Origin of the sequence: Flavobacterium gillisiae, assembly GCF_900107635.1 — a bacterium.
Classification (GTDB): Bacteria; Bacteroidota; Bacteroidia; order Flavobacteriales; family Flavobacteriaceae; genus Flavobacterium; species Flavobacterium gillisiae.
In genome coordinates, this window is the sequence record NZ_FNRD01000014.1 from 1 (window position 1) to 16,188 (window position 16,188).

Annotated in this window: 17 protein-coding genes; 6 read left to right on the forward strand and 11 right to left on the reverse strand. The window is 35.7% G+C overall.

What is annotated here, in order from left to right; translation table 11 throughout:
* On the forward strand, positions 1 to 1,946 hold a 1,946-nt coding region (locus BLV35_RS16430; RefSeq protein WP_143031875.1), incomplete at its 5' end, for an HYR domain-containing protein.
* Positions 1,947 to 2,116: 170 nt separating this feature from the next.
* Positions 2,117 to 2,527 carry an OsmC family protein gene (locus BLV35_RS16435; protein ID WP_091092773.1) on the forward strand — a complete coding sequence of 137 codons (411 nt, stop codon included), beginning with the start codon at positions 2,117 to 2,119 and terminating at the stop codon, positions 2,525 to 2,527.
* Positions 2,528 to 2,587: 60 nt separating this feature from the next.
* On the opposite strand, the gene BLV35_RS16440 is transcribed toward BLV35_RS16435, so the two are convergent.
* From BLV35_RS16440 to BLV35_RS16450, 3 genes are read right to left on the reverse strand one after another with little or no spacing between them, the layout of a single operon-like run.
* Positions 2,588 to 3,037: a GNAT family N-acetyltransferase gene (locus tag BLV35_RS16440; RefSeq protein ID WP_091092775.1), complete on the reverse strand. Its 450-nt coding sequence runs from the start codon at positions 3,035 to 3,037 to the stop codon at positions 2,588 to 2,590.
* A gap of 12 nt (positions 3,038 to 3,049) precedes the next feature.
* Positions 3,050 to 3,937: a cysteine synthase CysM gene (gene cysM / locus BLV35_RS16445; RefSeq protein ID WP_091092777.1), complete on the reverse strand. Its 888-nt coding sequence runs from the start codon at positions 3,935 to 3,937 to the stop codon at positions 3,050 to 3,052.
* Position 3,938: 1 nt separating this feature from the next.
* Positions 3,939 to 4,730, reverse strand: a complete 792-nt coding sequence (locus BLV35_RS16450) for a serine O-acetyltransferase (protein ID WP_091092780.1) — start codon at positions 4,728 to 4,730, stop codon at positions 3,939 to 3,941.
* 305 nt (positions 4,731 to 5,035) lie between these two features.
* Here BLV35_RS16450 and BLV35_RS16455 point away from each other — a divergent pair, with 305 nt between their 5' ends.
* A complete protein-coding gene (locus BLV35_RS16455) occupies positions 5,036 to 5,737 on the forward strand; it encodes a DUF1003 domain-containing protein (RefSeq protein WP_091092783.1) in 702 nt (233 codons plus the stop codon).
* 30 nt (positions 5,738 to 5,767) lie between these two features.
* Here BLV35_RS16455 and BLV35_RS16460 read toward each other — a convergent pair whose 3' ends face one another.
* The gene (locus tag BLV35_RS16460) at positions 5,768 to 6,028 is read right to left on the reverse strand and encodes a DUF2752 domain-containing protein (protein WP_091093055.1); all 261 of its coding nucleotides are present in this window, start codon (positions 6,026 to 6,028) and stop codon (positions 5,768 to 5,770) included.
* A gap of 120 nt (positions 6,029 to 6,148) precedes the next feature.
* On the opposite strand from BLV35_RS16460, the gene BLV35_RS16465 reads away from it, so the two are divergent.
* Together BLV35_RS16465 and BLV35_RS16470 are read left to right on the forward strand one after the other, a co-directional pair.
* On the forward strand, positions 6,149 to 6,340 hold the full coding sequence (locus BLV35_RS16465) for a hypothetical protein (RefSeq protein WP_091092786.1): 192 nt from the start codon (positions 6,149 to 6,151) through the stop codon (positions 6,338 to 6,340).
* Positions 6,333 to 6,884, forward strand: a complete 552-nt coding sequence (locus BLV35_RS16470; RefSeq protein ID WP_091092789.1) for a Smr/MutS family protein — start codon at positions 6,333 to 6,335, stop codon at positions 6,882 to 6,884. The genes BLV35_RS16465 and BLV35_RS16470 overlap by 8 nt, the downstream gene beginning before the upstream one ends.
* A gap of 86 nt (positions 6,885 to 6,970) precedes the next feature.
* Here the strand turns inward: BLV35_RS16470 and BLV35_RS16475 are convergent, their stop codons facing one another.
* Positions 6,971 to 7,930, reverse strand: coding sequence for a hypothetical protein (locus BLV35_RS16475; RefSeq protein WP_091092792.1), 960 nt, complete (start codon positions 7,928 to 7,930; stop codon positions 6,971 to 6,973).
* Between the two features lie 86 nt (positions 7,931 to 8,016).
* On the opposite strand from BLV35_RS16475, the gene BLV35_RS16480 reads away from it, so the two are divergent.
* Positions 8,017 to 9,141 (forward strand): cysteine desulfurase family protein, encoded by a 1,125-nt coding sequence (locus BLV35_RS16480; protein WP_091092794.1) that lies wholly within the window; start codon positions 8,017 to 8,019, stop codon positions 9,139 to 9,141.
* 32 nt (positions 9,142 to 9,173) lie between these two features.
* Here the strand turns inward: BLV35_RS16480 and BLV35_RS16485 are convergent, their stop codons facing one another.
* From BLV35_RS16485 to BLV35_RS16510, 6 genes are all read right to left on the reverse strand, one after another.
* A complete protein-coding gene (locus BLV35_RS16485) occupies positions 9,174 to 10,397 on the reverse strand; it encodes a cation:proton antiporter (protein ID WP_091092796.1) in 1,224 nt (407 codons plus the stop codon).
* 452 nt (positions 10,398 to 10,849) lie between these two features.
* On the reverse strand, positions 10,850 to 11,827 hold the full coding sequence (locus BLV35_RS16490) for an MlaD family protein (protein WP_091092798.1): 978 nt from the start codon (positions 11,825 to 11,827) through the stop codon (positions 10,850 to 10,852).
* An 8-nt stretch (positions 11,828 to 11,835) separates the two neighbouring features.
* Positions 11,836 to 12,588, reverse strand: coding sequence for an ABC transporter ATP-binding protein (locus BLV35_RS16495; RefSeq protein WP_091092800.1), 753 nt, complete (start codon positions 12,586 to 12,588; stop codon positions 11,836 to 11,838).
* A gap of 6 nt (positions 12,589 to 12,594) precedes the next feature.
* Positions 12,595 to 13,386: an MlaE family ABC transporter permease gene (locus tag BLV35_RS16500; protein WP_091092801.1), complete on the reverse strand. Its 792-nt coding sequence runs from the start codon at positions 13,384 to 13,386 to the stop codon at positions 12,595 to 12,597.
* 325 nt (positions 13,387 to 13,711) lie between these two features.
* Positions 13,712 to 14,578: a ribose-phosphate pyrophosphokinase gene (locus tag BLV35_RS16505; protein ID WP_091092803.1), complete on the reverse strand. Its 867-nt coding sequence runs from the start codon at positions 14,576 to 14,578 to the stop codon at positions 13,712 to 13,714.
* A gap of 5 nt (positions 14,579 to 14,583) precedes the next feature.
* Positions 14,584 to 16,086, reverse strand: a complete 1,503-nt coding sequence (locus BLV35_RS16510; protein ID WP_091092805.1) for a thymidine phosphorylase family protein — start codon at positions 16,084 to 16,086, stop codon at positions 14,584 to 14,586.
* Positions 16,087 to 16,188: the final 102 nt, after the last annotated feature.

Below are 16,188 nucleotides of genomic sequence, written 5' to 3' on the forward strand. Positions count from 1 at the left end.
CAGGTCTTGCCAGTGGATCAGTGTTCCCGATAGGAGTAACAACCAATACGTTTGTTGTAACAGATGCAAGTGGCAACACAGCAACCTGCAGCTTCGACGTAACGGTAAACGATACACAGTTACCAACGATCACCTGCAATGCACCGATCACCGTGAGCAATGACAATAATGTATGTGGTGCTGCTGTAACTTATACCGTATCATCTGCTGACAACTGCGCAGGTCAAACTGTTGCACAGACAGCAGGTCTTGCCAGTGGATCAGTATTCCCGATAGGAGTAACAACCAATACGTTTGTTGTAACAGATGCAAGTGGCAACACAGCAACCTGCAGCTTCGACGTAACAGTAAACGATACACAGTTACCAACAATCACCTGCAATGCTCCGATCATCGTGAGCAATGACAATAATGTTTGCGGTGCAACAGTAACTTATATTGTAACATCTGCTGACAACTGCGCAGGACAAACTGTTGCTCAAACAGCAGGTCTGGCTAGTGGAACAGTGTTCCCGATAGGAGTAACAACCAATTCGTTTGTAGTAACAGATACAAGTGGCAACACAGCAACCTGCAGCTTCGACGTAACAGTAAACGATACACAGTTACCAACAATCACCTGCAATGCTCCGATCATCGTGAGCAATGACAATAATGTTTGCGGTGCAACAGTAACTTATATTGTAACATCTGCTGACAACTGCGCAGGACAAACTGTTGCTCAAACAGCAGGTCTGGCTAGTGGAACAGTGTTCCCGATAGGAGTAACAACCAATTCGTTTGTAGTAACAGATACAAGTGGCAACACAGCAACCTGCAGCTTCACCGTAACGGTAAACGATACACAATTACCAACGATCACCTGCAAATCAAACCAATCACTACAGCCTAACAATGGATTATGTACGTACAAGCAAATGGGTACTGCAATGAATGCTACTGCAACTGATAATTGTAGTGGAACCACGATAAAGTATACATTAAGTGGCGCTACGACATCTACAGCTAATTTCTATTCAACATTAGAAAATGTAGTGTTTAATTCTGGAATAACTACTGTGAATGCAATCGCATCTGATCCATCAGGTAACAGTGCATCTTGTAGTTTTACTGTAAATGTAGCAAGTACATTGGCCTTGCTTCCAATGTCATCTAACAATCCACTACCTATGTACTTTGGTTTATCTGGAGATCAATCAAGAACTATCACCACAACACCTTCCGGAGGTACTGGTTCTTATACAATTGTATATACGATGAATCGTCCTTTGAATTGCAATGTAAATGGAGGAAGTGAAACATTGATGGTGACAGGAGCATCTGTGAGTAGTGCAACTTGCGCACCGCTCTCTTCAGTGACTGTACCGAATGGAGGTTCTCATTCAATTACGATTAAGTTGATGGCAGATGCAATCATTACCGCTACGGTTATTGACCGCTATGGTTGTACTGTAACTTCTAGTATTAAAATTTGGGCAGAGGATGTACGCTGTTTTGCTGGAAATAGTGGTAAAGCAAAAGTGAAAATTTGTCACAAAACGGGAAGTTTAAAAAACCCATGTCAAGAGATATGCGTTGATGAATCTGCATTGCAGTCACATTTAGACCATGGAGACTTTGTAGGTTCTTGCACATCCGATTGTAAACCAAGAACAATGGTAAAACCAGTTGTTATTGGTAAACAAAAACTAGCCGAAATAGAAATACCTTTCAATGTCATAGCATATCCGAATCCTTCTAATCATCAGTTTACAGTTGATGTAAAAGGAGGTAGTGATGAAAAAGTAGAAGTAATCGTTTATGACATGCTTGCTAGACAGCTAAAAAGGATTGAAAAAAACAATGGACAAGGGATCCAATTTGGAGAAGAACTTCCATCTGGCGAATACCTAGTGTTGATCAAACAGGGCGAAAACCAAAAAGCGATCAACCTTATTAAAAAATAGTATTCTTTTAAGTACTATTAAAGTAAAACCAGCCCAACATTCGGGTTGGTTTTTTGATTGAAGATAAGTTTGTTTCCAAACAACTTTTAAAATTTAGTTAAAATAAGGCTAGTTAGAAAGCCACGCATTTTAAAAAAGTTAAATTTGAGTAAACTATAAAACATATACTTATGAAAAGAAATGCAACCGCAGTATGGAACGGCTCTCTTAAGGAAGGTGCTGGAAAGCTTACGACACAAAGTAAAACATTAGAAAATACTCAATATTCTTTCAAATCTCGTTTTGAAGAAGGTGTAGGTACAAATCCTGAGGAATTAGTCGCTGCAGCCCATTCCGGTTGTTTTACGATGCAACTTTCGGCTTATATTACCGAAGAGGGTTTCGAAATTGAAAGTATTGAGACTAAATGCGATATTGATCTAGTGGATGGAACCGTTATTAGTTCTCATTTAACGGTAAATGCTAAAATAAAAGGGATTTCTGATGATACTTTTCAGCAACAAGTTACAAAAGCGGAGAAAAATTGCCCAATTTCTAAATTGCTGAACGCTGCTATTTCTACAACTGCCACATTGTTATAAAAAAGCAGTTTAAATGATAAATAAGAAAGTCTCTATTAAATTAATAGAGACTTTCTTATTTTAAAGTGTTTTTTGAAAACAAATACTATCTTCATTATTTTCATATTGTCCATAATTTTCGATTATAACAAAGCCGTTTTTTTTATATAACGCAACGGCTTCGGGATATTTTTGTCCCGTTTCTAAAATGCAACTTTTGTAGTTTTCTTCTCTTGCCCAAGATTCTAATTCGGTTAAGATTTGCGAAGCAATTCCTTTTCCTCGTATTTTTGGATCTACATACATTCTTTTTATTTCGGCAACATCTTCTTTGTAAAATTTAAAAGCACCGCAGCCTACTGCGATCTTTTCGTGGTAGATAACAATGGCATTTTTAATAGTATCAGTTTTATTGAACTGTGCATAAAAAACATGTTCGTCTCCATCTCGATGTTGAATGTCTTTATCCAGTAAGGCAATTAATTGAATGAATTCAGGATTGTCTGGGGTTGTTCGTATAATTTCGATCATAAAAAACAGGGTTTAATCAAATAAATCAGAAGACAAATAACGATCTCCTCGGTCACAGATTATAGCTACGATTACACCAGATTCTAATTCTTCGGCTATTTTCAAGGCCGCTGCCACAGAACCACCGCTGCTCATTCCTGCAAAGACACCTTCTTCAAGTGCGAGACGCTTGGTCATTGCTCGTGCTTCAGTTTCGCTTACTTCCATGATGCGGTCTACTTTTGAGGCATCAAATATTTTAGGCAAATATTCCTGAGGCCATTTTCGAATACCTGGAATTTGAGATCCATCACTCGGTTGCGCGCCAACAATTTGTACATCCGAATTTTGTTCTTTCAAGTAGGTTGACGTTCCCATAATAGTACCTGTTGTCCCCATAGCAGAAACAAAATGGGTTACAGTACCACGAGTGTCATTCCATATTTCTGGACCTGTCGTTTTATAGTGGGCTTTCCAGTTGTCTTCATTGGCAAACTGGTTCAACATGATATAACCGCCTTCAGCCACTTTTTTGTCGGCATAATCTCTAGAACCTAATATTCCTTCCTTGGCAGAAGTCAGGATTACCGTTGCACCATAAGCACGCATGGTTTGGGTGCGTTCTTTGGTTGAATCTTCAGGTAAAACGAGTTCGATTTCTATATTTAATAATTGGGCAATCATCGCCAATGCAATTCCAGTGTTTCCACTAGTGGCTTCAATTAATTTATCTCCTTTTTTGATGTCTCCTCTTTCTAAAGCGGATACAATCATATTGTAGGCAGCGCGGTCTTTTACACTACCGCCTGGATTATTTCCTTCTAGTTTTAACAATAGTTTTACATTCTTGTTTTTAACTAAATTGACTGTTTCTACCAAAGGGGTATTCCCAATAAGGTCTAATAATTTTTTAGGATCCATGCTATCTTAGTTCTTTTATTTTTACTTCTGTAGTTGTGGTGTTGGTCACAAGTGAATTTTCAGGAATAGATTTGGTAATCCATGAATTTCCACCAATGATACTGTTTTTTCCGATTACGGTATTTCCTCCTAAAATGGTAGCGTTAGCATAAATGCATACGTTTTGCTCCACCGTAGGATGTCTTTTTGCATTTTTCATGTCTTTGCTCACGCTAAGCGCCCCTAAGGTCACTCCTTGGTATATTTTAACATATTTTTCAATGACTGTTGTTTCGCCAATTACGATACCCGTCGCATGATCAATGAAAATAGGTGAATCTATTTTGGCTCCTGCATGGATGTCCGTTCCCGTAATTCTATGGGCATATTCGCTCATTAATCTTGAAAATAGAAGGAGGTCTAAAACATAAAGTTCGTGGCTCAGTCTATAAATCGCGATAGCATAAAATCCAGGGTAGCCAAGGTATACTTCCTCGATGCTATTGGAGGCAGGATCATTTTCCAAAAAGTAATTAGCATCTTGATTTAGTTTTTCAAGAACCGAAGGCAATTTTTCCAGATACTGATCCCAAATAGAATCACAGATTCCTTTTGGTTTTTTGCAGGCGATTACAGAAATTTCTTTGAAAAGAATTTTAAGCTCATCAATGCTTTCGCTCAAAGGAGCATTGGCATCAAATAAAGTATAGAATAATTTTTCAGTAAAATCTTCTATTTTTGTTTTGATTCCGTAATTAATTGAGGAATGTCCCTTTAAAGAGATTATATTTTTAATAATCAGATCTTTTGTCATGATTATGGGATTGAATGGTTAGTAGAAACGGCTTAAAGCAGGTAGTAATTAGAAACAACAGCAGCAATTCCCTAAAGAAATTGATATCTTGAAGTAAAAACGGAGCTGTCTGTTATTCATAATTTTGTTTTTGGTCTAAAAAAAATAAGACGAAACAAATATATTGAACTATTTTGAATTAAACTCTAAGAACGGTGATAGTCTCAGTTGAAGATTGCTGATTTTAACTTTAATTGGCCTAGGCTACATTATTTTAAAAAAGGAGATTTTTTAATCCGTAAATTAGCCTAGTAAAAACAACATAGATGGCTAGTATACCTACTTTTAAAAGTGATCTCTCAAATAAGGAATTCCCTTTGAAAGATAAGATATCCGGAAAAATAATTCGAAATCCAATTTTAGCATTGATGCAAAACGATTTTCCTAATTTTTCGAAAGAGGAATCTTTATCCGTTACAGAACTAAATTTATATAAGGAAAAATACATCTCAAGCTATTTATCCAATGAAATAGGGGCGCTTTCGAATATTGAAAGTAAAATTAATGATGAACTAAAAGAGTATGACTCTTTGGTAAGTACAATTGAAGAAAAAGCAGAACCTCGAAATTTTGGACAGATTATCGCTGATAAAGTCGCAGATTTTGGAGGGAGTTGGAAGTTTATAATTCTTTTTGGAGTCTTTATTGTACTTTGGATTTTATCAAATATTTATATCTTGTACAATAAAGGATTTGATCCTTATCCTTTTATTTTATTGAATTTAATTTTATCCTGTCTTGCGGCTTTGCAAGCTCCGGTTATTATGATGAGTCAAAACCGCCAGGAAGAAAAAGATCGGGACAGAGCGAGAAGGGATTATATGATTAATCTAAAATCAGAACTTGAAATTAGAATGCTTCATGAAAAACTAGATCATTTAGTGAGACATCAACAAGAGGAATTAATAGAAATTCAAAAGATACAAATCGAAATGATGAATGATATCTTGAGTAGGATCAACAAATAAATGAGCTGAATTGTTGTTAATCGAAGTTCCTTAAAAATGTTTGTAGAAGTAACCGGCAATCATAAAAAGAACATTAATAAAAGCGACAACTAGAATTAATTTTTGAGAAATAATTCCCTTATAAATAAAATGAAAACTAAGAAGGGTTAGGAATAAGAGCGAGGTAAATAGGGCAGGATACATTTGGAAAGAAGCGGTGAAATTCCCTTTTAAAAGTAATAGGAATGAACGCTGAAAACCGCAGCCCAAACACTCCACTCCAAAGAGTGTTTTACTTAGACAAGGAATCATATATTTTTCTAAATCCAATGGTTTGATTTTTTTTACAATTTACAAAATTTCAGCAAACCATTTAATAAAAAAGAGAGCTAATTTTAAATTTATTACATTTGGAATCTGATAGCTAAAGAAATGAAAAAATTAATAATTCCAATGATGATTGTGGCAATACTTGTTGCTTTCTTTGAGCAGGTAAGTGCCGAAAAAAATGTGTATATAACCGTAATTGCAATTGCCGTTTTTATGTTTGGCATGATGCAGTTGAGCGCTAAAACGCCGAGTAAAAATCAAGATAATCAAGATAAAGAAGAAAAAGATGTTTAATAAAGGAGACAATGTTTCAGTGCTGGACGAAGCCATAAATGGTGTAGTCGTGTCGGTGAAAGATAAAGAGGTTACAATAGAAACAGAGGACGGATTCATGATGACTTTTTTTGTCAACGAATTGCTTAATATGAACGATTCCAGTAATTTAATGGATTCCATTAGAAGGATTAATAGAGATGAAATAGCAAAAGAAAAAGAGATCCCAAAACCGAGGAGTTTTGTAAAAGAACGCAAAGATAAGCACGAAAGATCAGCCCCAGAATTCGATTTACACATAGAGAAATTGGTGCCAAACAAACAAGGGATGTCAAATTATGATATTCTTACTTTGCAATCTGAAACAGCTAAACGTCATATCGAATTTGCTATTCGCAACCGTATTCCGAAAATTGTTTTTATTCATGGTGTTGGTGAAGGTGTGCTAAAAGCAGAGCTGGATTTTTTATTGGGACGTTATGATAATATTGCTTTTCAGGAAGGCAATTATCAAAAATATGGTCAAGGTGCCACTGAAGTATTTATTAAACAAAACAGTAAATAAAGTGCAGCCAGTTTAAAAAAAAAGTCCCGTTTGTAAATTACAAACGGGACTTTTTTTTGTTGTTTTTTCAGGGTAAAATGGGTCGATTAATTGGAGGTTAATAGCACGCCGTAAGTGAAACTATCACCTAGTAAAAAACTGTTATTTCCTTTCTTTAAAGTTGCTTTTTTAATGACTATAGTATGTTTATAATTCCCAGGTCCATTCGTTGTCGTGGTTACTTCGATGATGCCACTCGTTCCTGTAACACCTGCGACACCATTCCATTCTTGACTCAAGGTAGGAGTAGTTGGGGTTGTTGTATTACAGAAATATGCTGCCGTTAGTAACCCCGAAAATAAGCGGTAAGTAAAGATGTTTGTAGTCGTTCCAATAACCCCTGTTCGTGGTGCATTTAATGGTGTTGCTTCGTTGATAATTAGACTAGGATCTATATTAAGCATTAGTGCCTCACTAGTGGTGTAGTTGTAAATTTGATTAGAAGTACCGCATTTTTCTACTGTTTCATCAAAAAGAAAAGGTAAACTCGTAGCTGTAGTTACGTAATCTCCAAAAGGGAATGTCTCATAAACTTGGGTTCCGTTAGTTTTTGCAAAAGTAATATTTTTGAAAACGATGTTATGATTGTAGCCTGTAATTCGGGTACTGTTTTGAGTTGTGTTTACTGTTTTTACTGCCGTTGTAAAAATTTGTATTTCACCGGCTGTTGCGCTCCATTGGTCCGTTACGTAAGGTGTTGCAGGCGCAATTGTTTCGCAAATGTTATCAGTTGCAACTGTACCATTGTAAAGTCGATAAACAACTCTATTTGTTGAGCTTATATCAATAATAGTTGGGGCACCCACAGTTGAAGGTTCAGTTGTAAATGAGGTAGAAGGGATGTCAAGAATCAGGGCCTCTTTATCATTTAGCTTGTAAATAAGATCATTTGTAGAGCAACTTTCGGTTGTTACGTCTTCGAAGTTGATGTCTTCTTGAATTAAATTACCATCATCGCAACCATTTAATGCTAACGCAAAAACCAATAGGCTTAGAACTCTTTTCATTGTAAAATATATTTTTACAAAAATAGCTAAAAAATTGACAATTGATATTGGAGAATACACAATTGATATTTCATAACTTTGCAGTAATGAAAAAAATATACCTCGATAACGCGTCAACGACAGCCATAAGACCTGAAGTTATTCAAGAAATGACGAAAGTAATGGCAGAAGATTTCGGAAATCCTTCTTCAACCCACAGTTTTGGGCGAAATGCTAAAAGTGTTTTGGAACTTTCCAGAAAATCAATTGCAAAGCAGTTGAATGCTGCTGCACAAGAAATTATTTTCACCTCGTGTGGGACGGAAGCCAATAATTGGATCCTTCGTTCTGCTGTGGAAGATTTGAAAGTAAAGCGCATTATTACCAGCAAAATTGAGCATCATGCCGTTTTATATACGGTTCAAGCATTGCAGAAAGAATTTGATATTAAGGTAGATTACGTTGCGGTCAAGCCAAATGGAGAAATAGATATCACAAATTTAGTGGAATTATTAGCGCAGAATCATAAAACTTTAGTGAGTTTGATGCATGTTAATAACGAAATAGGAACTGTTTTAGACCTAAGTAGGGTTGCACCAATATGCAAACAATACAACGCACTATTGCACTCTGATACGGTTCAGTCCATTGGAAAGAAAGAAATTGACCTGAAGGAGCTGCCTATTGATTTTTTGGTTGCTAGTGCTCATAAATTCCACGGTCCTAAAGGTGTGGGATTTGCATTCGTGCGGAAAAATTCAGGCTTGCAACCATTATTTTATGGTGGTGAACAAGAGAAGGGATTGCGAGCAGGAACAGAGGCAGTGCATCAAATTGCAGGAATGGCAAAAGCAATGGAGGTTTCCTATGCCAATTTAGAGAATGAAAGAGCTCAGATTTCCGAATTGAAAAAGTATTTAATTGAACAACTTGAAATCGATTTTCCTGGATTTATCGTTAATGGAAGTCAAGACGGTTTTTACAATATGCTAAATGTTTTATTGCCTTTTTCTAACGACAAAACAGCCATGATTTTATTTCATTTAGACATGAAAGGGATTGCGGTGTCGCGGGGAAGTGCTTGTCAGAGCGGAAGCATCAGGGCATCACATGTATTAGCTGAAATGCTTTCGGATGAAGATTTAAGAAAGCCAAGCTTGCGTATTTCTTTTAGTCATTACAATTCTAAAGAAGATATAGACATATTAATCAATGCTTTAAAAAGTATTTAAGTAAAAAAAATCCGCCAATTGGCGGATTTTTTTTAGACTGCTAAATTTTCATTAAGTTCTGCCTCTTTTGCTCTTCTTATTTCTTCTAGAATTGTTTTTCTCTTTTTAGCTGTTATCATTAAACCTAGCATCATTATAATTGCCGTCATCAAGATTACTTGAATAATTAATGACTTGTTCACTAACAGTATCATATGCTCAGGAGCAATACCTAAGAATAATAAGATTGTAATAAGCCCTCTAGGCGCTACAAAAAGCAAAGGAAATAAAGGCATTTTAGAAACTTTAAGCTGAATAAAACGCAATATAAAAAGCATTACTACAATTCCAACAGCCCAGATAAACGTATCTGGATTTACAATTTCAGTGGTTTTAATCAAATACCCAAATAAAAGAAAGAATAATGCTCTAACCAGAAAGGTAGCTTCAATTATCAATTCTTTAAACTTATGAACTTCTTTGTTCAGTAGGTCAAGTCTAAACTGTTGCGTCCATTTATAATGTCTTAACTCATCTAAATTACCAATTGACAGTCCAAAGACCAGGATAAAAATAAGTGCCGGTAAATGGAATATTTTTGATATTTCGTAAATCAATATAATAAGCAGAACGATTGGTACGAACTTAATGTGGTGTTGAATTTTATTTAAAAGGAAGGATAGTAATATAGTTGCCACAAAAGAGATTGCAATTATGATTAGTATCTCCAGACAAAAGTATCCAAATGTTTCTAAACCAAAACTCGAGTTGTAGGCGATGAAATTGAAGAATACGACTCCAAAAATATCAGATAAACTACTTTCGTAAATGATAAATTCTTTTTGACTCGAAGAAAGGTTTATTACGCTTGGAATTGCGATGGCGCTACTGATTACGCAAAATGGAATCGCATTTATCAGACTAGATCTAAAAGAATATCCTCCGTAATAGTGTAATAAATAGGCAAGAGAAAAGGCCAAAACAATCAAAGGCAAGAAAGCTCCTATAGACGATTTTTTTATTAATCCAATTTTAGATTTATTGAGTTCTAGTTCCAATGACCCTTCTAATACGATCAGAATAAGTCCAATTGTACCCAACACAGGTAAAGTAGCGGTAAGATCTGGTAGGTCAATGTCAAAAAAGTAGGTCGCTTCTCTAACGATCCATCCTAAAAGTAATAATAGTATAACTGATGGTATTTTTGTCCTTGATGCCGTAAGGTCAAATAAATATGCGATGAGCAGCAGCAGACAAAGTGAAATTATAACTGTCATAGAAAATTAATTATATTTTTTAATTTTTAATGGTTTCCACAAGCAATAATGGAGATCTATTTTCTGAAATATAGTACATTAGGTTGTCAAAACATAAATATATTTTTAAATATAAATAAATATTTGCGATTTAGCATTGTTTTTAGAAGCTAATAAGCTGTAAGTAAATGCTCTAATTTTTAATTGTAACAGTCTCTAATTTTTATAAAGGAAAGAGAAGCTAGCTATGATTCGTTGTATTTCTCGATTATTAAGCGAGTATTAGAAAAAAGTAGAGTCAGCACTTTAGTTTATATTTTGTGTTTATTTTCAAGACTATCTTTATAAATACTGGGGTATATGACGTCCGTGTTTTCAATTGCTAAGGTAGTGGGACTTAGAATTACGCCTAACTTTTCTACAGTAATCATAATGGACTATTTTGTGATTTCTTTATCTGTAGCTTTTAAATGTTACTTTTTTTGTTCCTTTAGTTTTTGTTTTTCTAGTCTTCTGAAGTAACCTCTAAAGAGAAAATTGTGTTTTAAAGCTTCTAAATTTTCGTTCAGTTTAGCACTGGATTCATTGACATTAGTCATTGTTGAGTCAATTTTATTTACAAGATTGGGATCATTAGAAAGGTAGTTCAAGGCGCCTTTTCCATCTTTAATGTTTAGAATAGTTTTATTAAGATTAGTCACGACCCTATTTATTTCTAAACTTGAATTATCTAGATTGTTAACGATTGTCTTTATACTATTGGCGACAGCCGTATCTTTTAAAAGACCTATTACGTTGTCTTTGTTGTTCATCGATTCAAGAAGTTTGTTTAAATTTTTAGTGGCATTTGAGGTTTCTCGTCCTGATATTTTTAAATAATGCATGGTTTGTTTTAAATCTCTGGCTAGCTCAGCATCATTTAATAAGAGGCCTACAGTTCCTTTTCCAGCATTAATTTCTTCGGTGATTGTGAGTAAGTTTTCAGTAAGTAGTGCTGCATTATTATTTGTTTTACTAAGGGTGTTCAATAATTCATCTGTACTGACGCGATTTACAGAGCGAATTTCATCTCCTGGTTCAACGGGCGCGTCAGTTCCTTTTCCAGGCAGAATATTTATAATCATACTCCCAACTAGTCCATCCGAACCAATCGTAGCTACTGCATCTTTTTTTATGTGTTTAAAGATAGTCTTGTCAATAATCATGTCCACTTTGATGTTAGTGTCATTGAGCATTTCAATCCCACGAACAGTTCCTACATTTACACCGGAGTAGCGTACATTATTTCCTATTTGCAAACCATTTACATTATTGAAAACAGTCTCCAAATGACTTGTTTTTCCAAACATTTTTTGCTTATCGCCAATGAGATAGGTAGCTAATATAAAAATCAGTAACCCAATTATTACAAAAAGGCCTAATCTTATTTTTTGTGATGTTGTTTTTTCCATGTCTATACTTATTTAAAAAAAGCTTGCACTTTTGGATCTGTTGAAGTTGATAATTCATCAAATGTTCCTTCGGCATAATTAATACCTTCGACCAGTAATATCATTCTATTCGAAATCACCCTAGCACAATCGACATCGTGTGTAATGATGATAGATGATGTATTGTATTTTTCTTGGATTGATTTCATTAATATCAGTATTTCTTTGGCTGTGATAGGGTCTAATCCCGTGGTGGGTTCGTCGTAAAGAATTATTTTGGGTTGTAGAATTAGTGTTCTCGCTAAGGCAATTCTACGTTTCATTCCGCCTGAAAGTTCGGCTGGCATTAAGTTTACGGCATGTGCTAATCCCACATTTTCAAGTGCTTGCATCACTAATGGTGTAGTGTCTTTTAGTACTCCAAATTTTTTAGTGTGACGACGCAATGGGAATTCTAAATTTTCTCTGACGGTCATCGAATCATACAATGCACTTCCCTGAAAAAGAAAGCCAATTTCTGTTCGGATTTCATCCAATGTTGTTCGACTGAGCTCCCCAATTTGCTCTCCCATAACCATAATGGAACCACTATCAGCCGTTTCTAGCCCGATCAGGCATTTAATCATTACAGATTTGCCCGAGCCTGATTTGCCCATAATAACCAAGTTTTCACCTTCATGCAAAGTCATGTTAAAACCATTTAGGACATGATTGTCTCCATAGCTTTTTTTCAAGTCTTTGATTTCTATAATAATTTTTCTCTCTTGAATATTGGTACTCATAATTAGTTATAAATCATAAAATATGTTAGTAACAAAAACAGCTATAAAATCGATAATAAAAAGGAGCATTGAGGTATAGACTACTGCAGAATTAGCGGCAACACCAACACCTGCCGTTCCTTTTTTACAATAATACCCTTTAAAGCATCCTACTAAGCCAATGGCAAAGCCAAAAAAGAAGCTTTTGATTGTAGCGGGGATCAGATCTCCAAATTCCAACGCATTAAAGACCTGATTGAAGTACAGTAAAAAAGAAACATGCCCTTTTACATTTTCAACCAAATACGATCCAAAAAGAGCGATAGCATCGCCAAAAAAGACGAGTAGGGGAAGCATTAAAGTAGTAGCCATGATTCTGGTGACCACTAAGTATTTGAATGGATTGGTACCAGATACTTCCATAGCATCAATTTGTTCTGTAACGCGCATGGACCCTAATTCAGCACCAATACCGGAACCAATACGTCCTGCACAAATTAAAGCTGTAATAATAGGGCCTATTTCTCGAATTATTGAAATACTTACCATAGAGGGCATCCAGGAAACAGCACCAAACTCAAGAAGAGTAGGGCGGGACTGTAAGGTAAATACCAAACCTATAATAAATCCGGTAACAGCGACTAACAGTAAAGAGCGATTCCCCATATAAAAACATTGACGAAGAAACTCTTTAAATTCAAAGGGACGTCTGAAAGACTCTCTGAAAAAGCGACCGGCAAAATAGGAAAGTTCTCCAATTTCAAGTAAGAAAGATTTGATCAATTCGATTATCTTAAAAATGGCATTCATAAGCATCATGAATTAATTTTTATAATAGCAGGCTACTCAAATATACGATTATTCTGCTGATTATGAGTGGTTTTAAATGCTGTAAAACTGATTTATTGGTCAGTTAATCGAGGAAAAAGACTCTTTTATACAGATGATTTAATATTTAGTAAATACACTCTTATAAAAGACTAATAAGAAAGTTAGTACTAGCGCAGAACTGTATTTTTGAATATTGAAGTGTGTGGATGGTCCAAATGATTTGTTATCGTCAGTTAATTATCAGATGGACCACTTTATTTAAAGGAGTAGTTCAGCGGTTTTAAGAACTACTGATTTTTTTGCAATTGTTAAATTAGAGAATCAATAAATCACTGATATCAATTTTATTGCTTTCATGCGGAATCGTGTTGCAGGTAATAATTTCCTTAGCACCAGATTTTTTTATTTCCTGATAAGCATTTTTGGCAAATACTGCGTGTACACCAATACAAATAGGGGGTTTCATTCCTGCATTTTTTAAATGTTTAATCGTTTCAATCATGGTTCGTCCTGTTGAAATAATATCATCAACTAAAATAGGAATGTGCTCCTTGTATTCATCGACATTTGGTATAGATACTTCTACATCACGGTCACCATGACGAATCTTGTTTAGAATTATATAGGGAGCATTGGCATTTTTTGCCACCTCAGCGACCCATTGCTCACTTTCGCCATCGGGACCAATCAAAATAGGTTTTTCGATAGTATATTTTATCCAGGCTGAGATATGACTTGCGGCATGTGACACTGTGGTAGGGATGCTGTAAATCTCAGATAGAGAACTTCTTCGATGTAGGTGTGGATCAATCGTGATTAAAGTATCTACAAATCCAGAAATGAAATTTGCAAAATACGTTGAAGTAACACTTTCTCCAGTATTGAAGGCTTTGTCCTGACGCATGTAAGCAAGATATGGTGCAATGAGGCAAATGCTTTTAGCACCAAATTCTTTTGCGGTCTTTGCCAAAAAGTAAAGTGGTAACAATTTTGAGTCTGGTAGATGAAGTGTGCAAACTAGGAATACTTTTTTATCTTTCACATCAGATACAATTCGAACGTAGGTTTCTCCATCAGGAAAAGAACGAATTTCGACAATTCCTTTTTCGGCCTTCTCTTTTTGAATAAGTATTTCGGTTAAATCTTCATTTCCGGGTAAAGCAAAATATATTTTTTTCATAACCGTTATTGAATTAAAATGATATCCTCTTCTGATTTCATGTAATCGATCGAGTATTTCAGCTCGCCTTTTGTTTCTGAATATATAGAATACAATAAATCCCCTTTTTGCACTTGCGTGTTCAAAGGCGTTTTCAGTAATACTCCTGCTTTGCTATCATGCGGGGCGCCAGCGAGTTTTGCAATTTTAGCAAGTCTTCTGTTGTCAATTTCAGTAACAGTACCTGATTTATCTGCTATAACATCTTCTTTATAGATGGCATATTCAGGTTCTCTAAAACCACCTTGCGCTTGGCATATAGCAAGGAATTTCTCGTATGCTTCACCTGATGAAAGGATTTCCTTTGCAAGTTGTAATCCGCTTTTGTTTTTTGTGCCGTTGACCATGTCAATAATGCTCGCCGAAAGAAGTAACGATTTATTTCTTAAATCTTGAGGCGCGTCTTTTTCGTTTCGCAAAACACTCAAGACATCCATAGCTTCAAGTGAGGGACCAATTCCTCTGCCGATGGGCTGTGATCCATCAGTAAAAAGAACATTTACCTTGATGCCCATTGCTTTGCCTACGACATTGAAGTAGTATTTTAGTTTTTCAGCACCTTCTTCTGTTCTTACTTTTGCAGTTTTTCCTATTGGAATATCTATAACTACATGTGTGGAGCCTGCTGCAACCTTTTTGGATAATACAGAGGCTATCATTTGTCCTTCACCATCTACATCAAGTGCTCTTTCTACACGTATTAATATATCATCAGCGGGGCTTAGCTTTATGGAGCCTCCCCATACGAAGCATCCATTTTCTTGCTCTACAACTTTCTGAATTTGTTTGATACTGAGGTCTATTTTTGTCATGGTTTCTAAGCAGTCTGCTGTGCCTGCTGGGGATGTAATGGCACGAGACGAAGTCTTGGGTATGGTAAGGCCTAGGGCAGCCACGATAGCTACGACGATAGGCGTTGTTCTGTTTCCGGGTAGTCCTCCTACGCAGTGCTTGTCGACTACAATTTTTTTATCCCAAGACAATCTTTGTCCTGAGATTACCATCGCTTTAGTGAGTCCTATAATTTCTTCAATATTTAAGTTGTCACCGCCGCAAGCAGTTATGAACGCTGCAATTTCAATATTTGAATATTCGCCCTTTACAATATCGTTTATTATGTTTTGTAAGTCCTCATAGTTTAGCTGCTTGCCATACATTTTAGCTCTAATACTTCTCATTGAAGTAACAGGCTGAACATGTGAGAAACTAATTTCGTCTCCCTCTTTAGCGTTTAAGTCACCCCAGGCACTTTCAGATAATCCCGCTTCTCCAGGTTGTAAAATGCCATCCGTAATGATGTATAAAGTGGCTATTTTAGCTTTCCCTTTTACAGTTACCAATACTCTATTCAGCGCTTCAAATCCTTCAGATGTACAGATGTGGCAATCTTTACGCATGAAAACAACATGTTCTCTTTGAGTGTCAATACCAAGATGGACTAATTTTAGAGTATTGAAAGTAGTATCCATTCTAATTTATATTTAAATGATTATTCCAATAGTATAGAGGAAAGAATTAATCGAATTATCCAAATTCATTTATCAGGAAAGGCAATCAACAATCGATTTGAT

Coding starts and splice junctions, on each gene's coding strand:
- BLV35_RS16435 (WP_091092773.1), top strand. CDS start 2,117: ATGAAAAGAAATGCAACCGCAGTATGGAACGGCTCTCTTAAGGAAGGT.
- BLV35_RS16440 (WP_091092775.1), bottom strand. CDS start 3,037: ATGATCGAAATTATACGAACAACCCCAGACAATCCTGAATTCATTCAA.
- cysM (WP_091092777.1), bottom strand. CDS start 3,937: ATGGATCCTAAAAAATTATTAGACCTTATTGGGAATACCCCTTTGGTA.
- BLV35_RS16450 (WP_091092780.1), bottom strand. CDS start 4,730: ATGACAAAAGATCTGATTATTAAAAATATAATCTCTTTAAAGGGACAT.
- BLV35_RS16455 (WP_091092783.1), top strand. CDS start 5,036: ATGGCTAGTATACCTACTTTTAAAAGTGATCTCTCAAATAAGGAATTC.
- BLV35_RS16460 (WP_091093055.1), bottom strand. CDS start 6,028: ATGATTCCTTGTCTAAGTAAAACACTCTTTGGAGTGGAGTGTTTGGGC.
- BLV35_RS16465 (WP_091092786.1), top strand. CDS start 6,149: ATGAAAAAATTAATAATTCCAATGATGATTGTGGCAATACTTGTTGCT.
- BLV35_RS16470 (WP_091092789.1), top strand. CDS start 6,333: ATGTTTAATAAAGGAGACAATGTTTCAGTGCTGGACGAAGCCATAAAT.
- BLV35_RS16475 (WP_091092792.1), bottom strand. CDS start 7,930: ATGAAAAGAGTTCTAAGCCTATTGGTTTTTGCGTTAGCATTAAATGGT.
- BLV35_RS16480 (WP_091092794.1), top strand. CDS start 8,017: ATGAAAAAAATATACCTCGATAACGCGTCAACGACAGCCATAAGACCT.
- BLV35_RS16485 (WP_091092796.1), bottom strand. CDS start 10,397: ATGACAGTTATAATTTCACTTTGTCTGCTGCTGCTCATCGCATATTTA.
- BLV35_RS16490 (WP_091092798.1), bottom strand. CDS start 11,827: ATGGAAAAAACAACATCACAAAAAATAAGATTAGGCCTTTTTGTAATA.
- BLV35_RS16495 (WP_091092800.1), bottom strand. CDS start 12,588: ATGAGTACCAATATTCAAGAGAGAAAAATTATTATAGAAATCAAAGAC.
- BLV35_RS16500 (WP_091092801.1), bottom strand. CDS start 13,386: ATGATGCTTATGAATGCCATTTTTAAGATAATCGAATTGATCAAATCT.
- BLV35_RS16505 (WP_091092803.1), bottom strand. CDS start 14,578: ATGAAAAAAATATATTTTGCTTTACCCGGAAATGAAGATTTAACCGAA.
- BLV35_RS16510 (WP_091092805.1), bottom strand. CDS start 16,086: ATGGATACTACTTTCAATACTCTAAAATTAGTCCATCTTGGTATTGAC.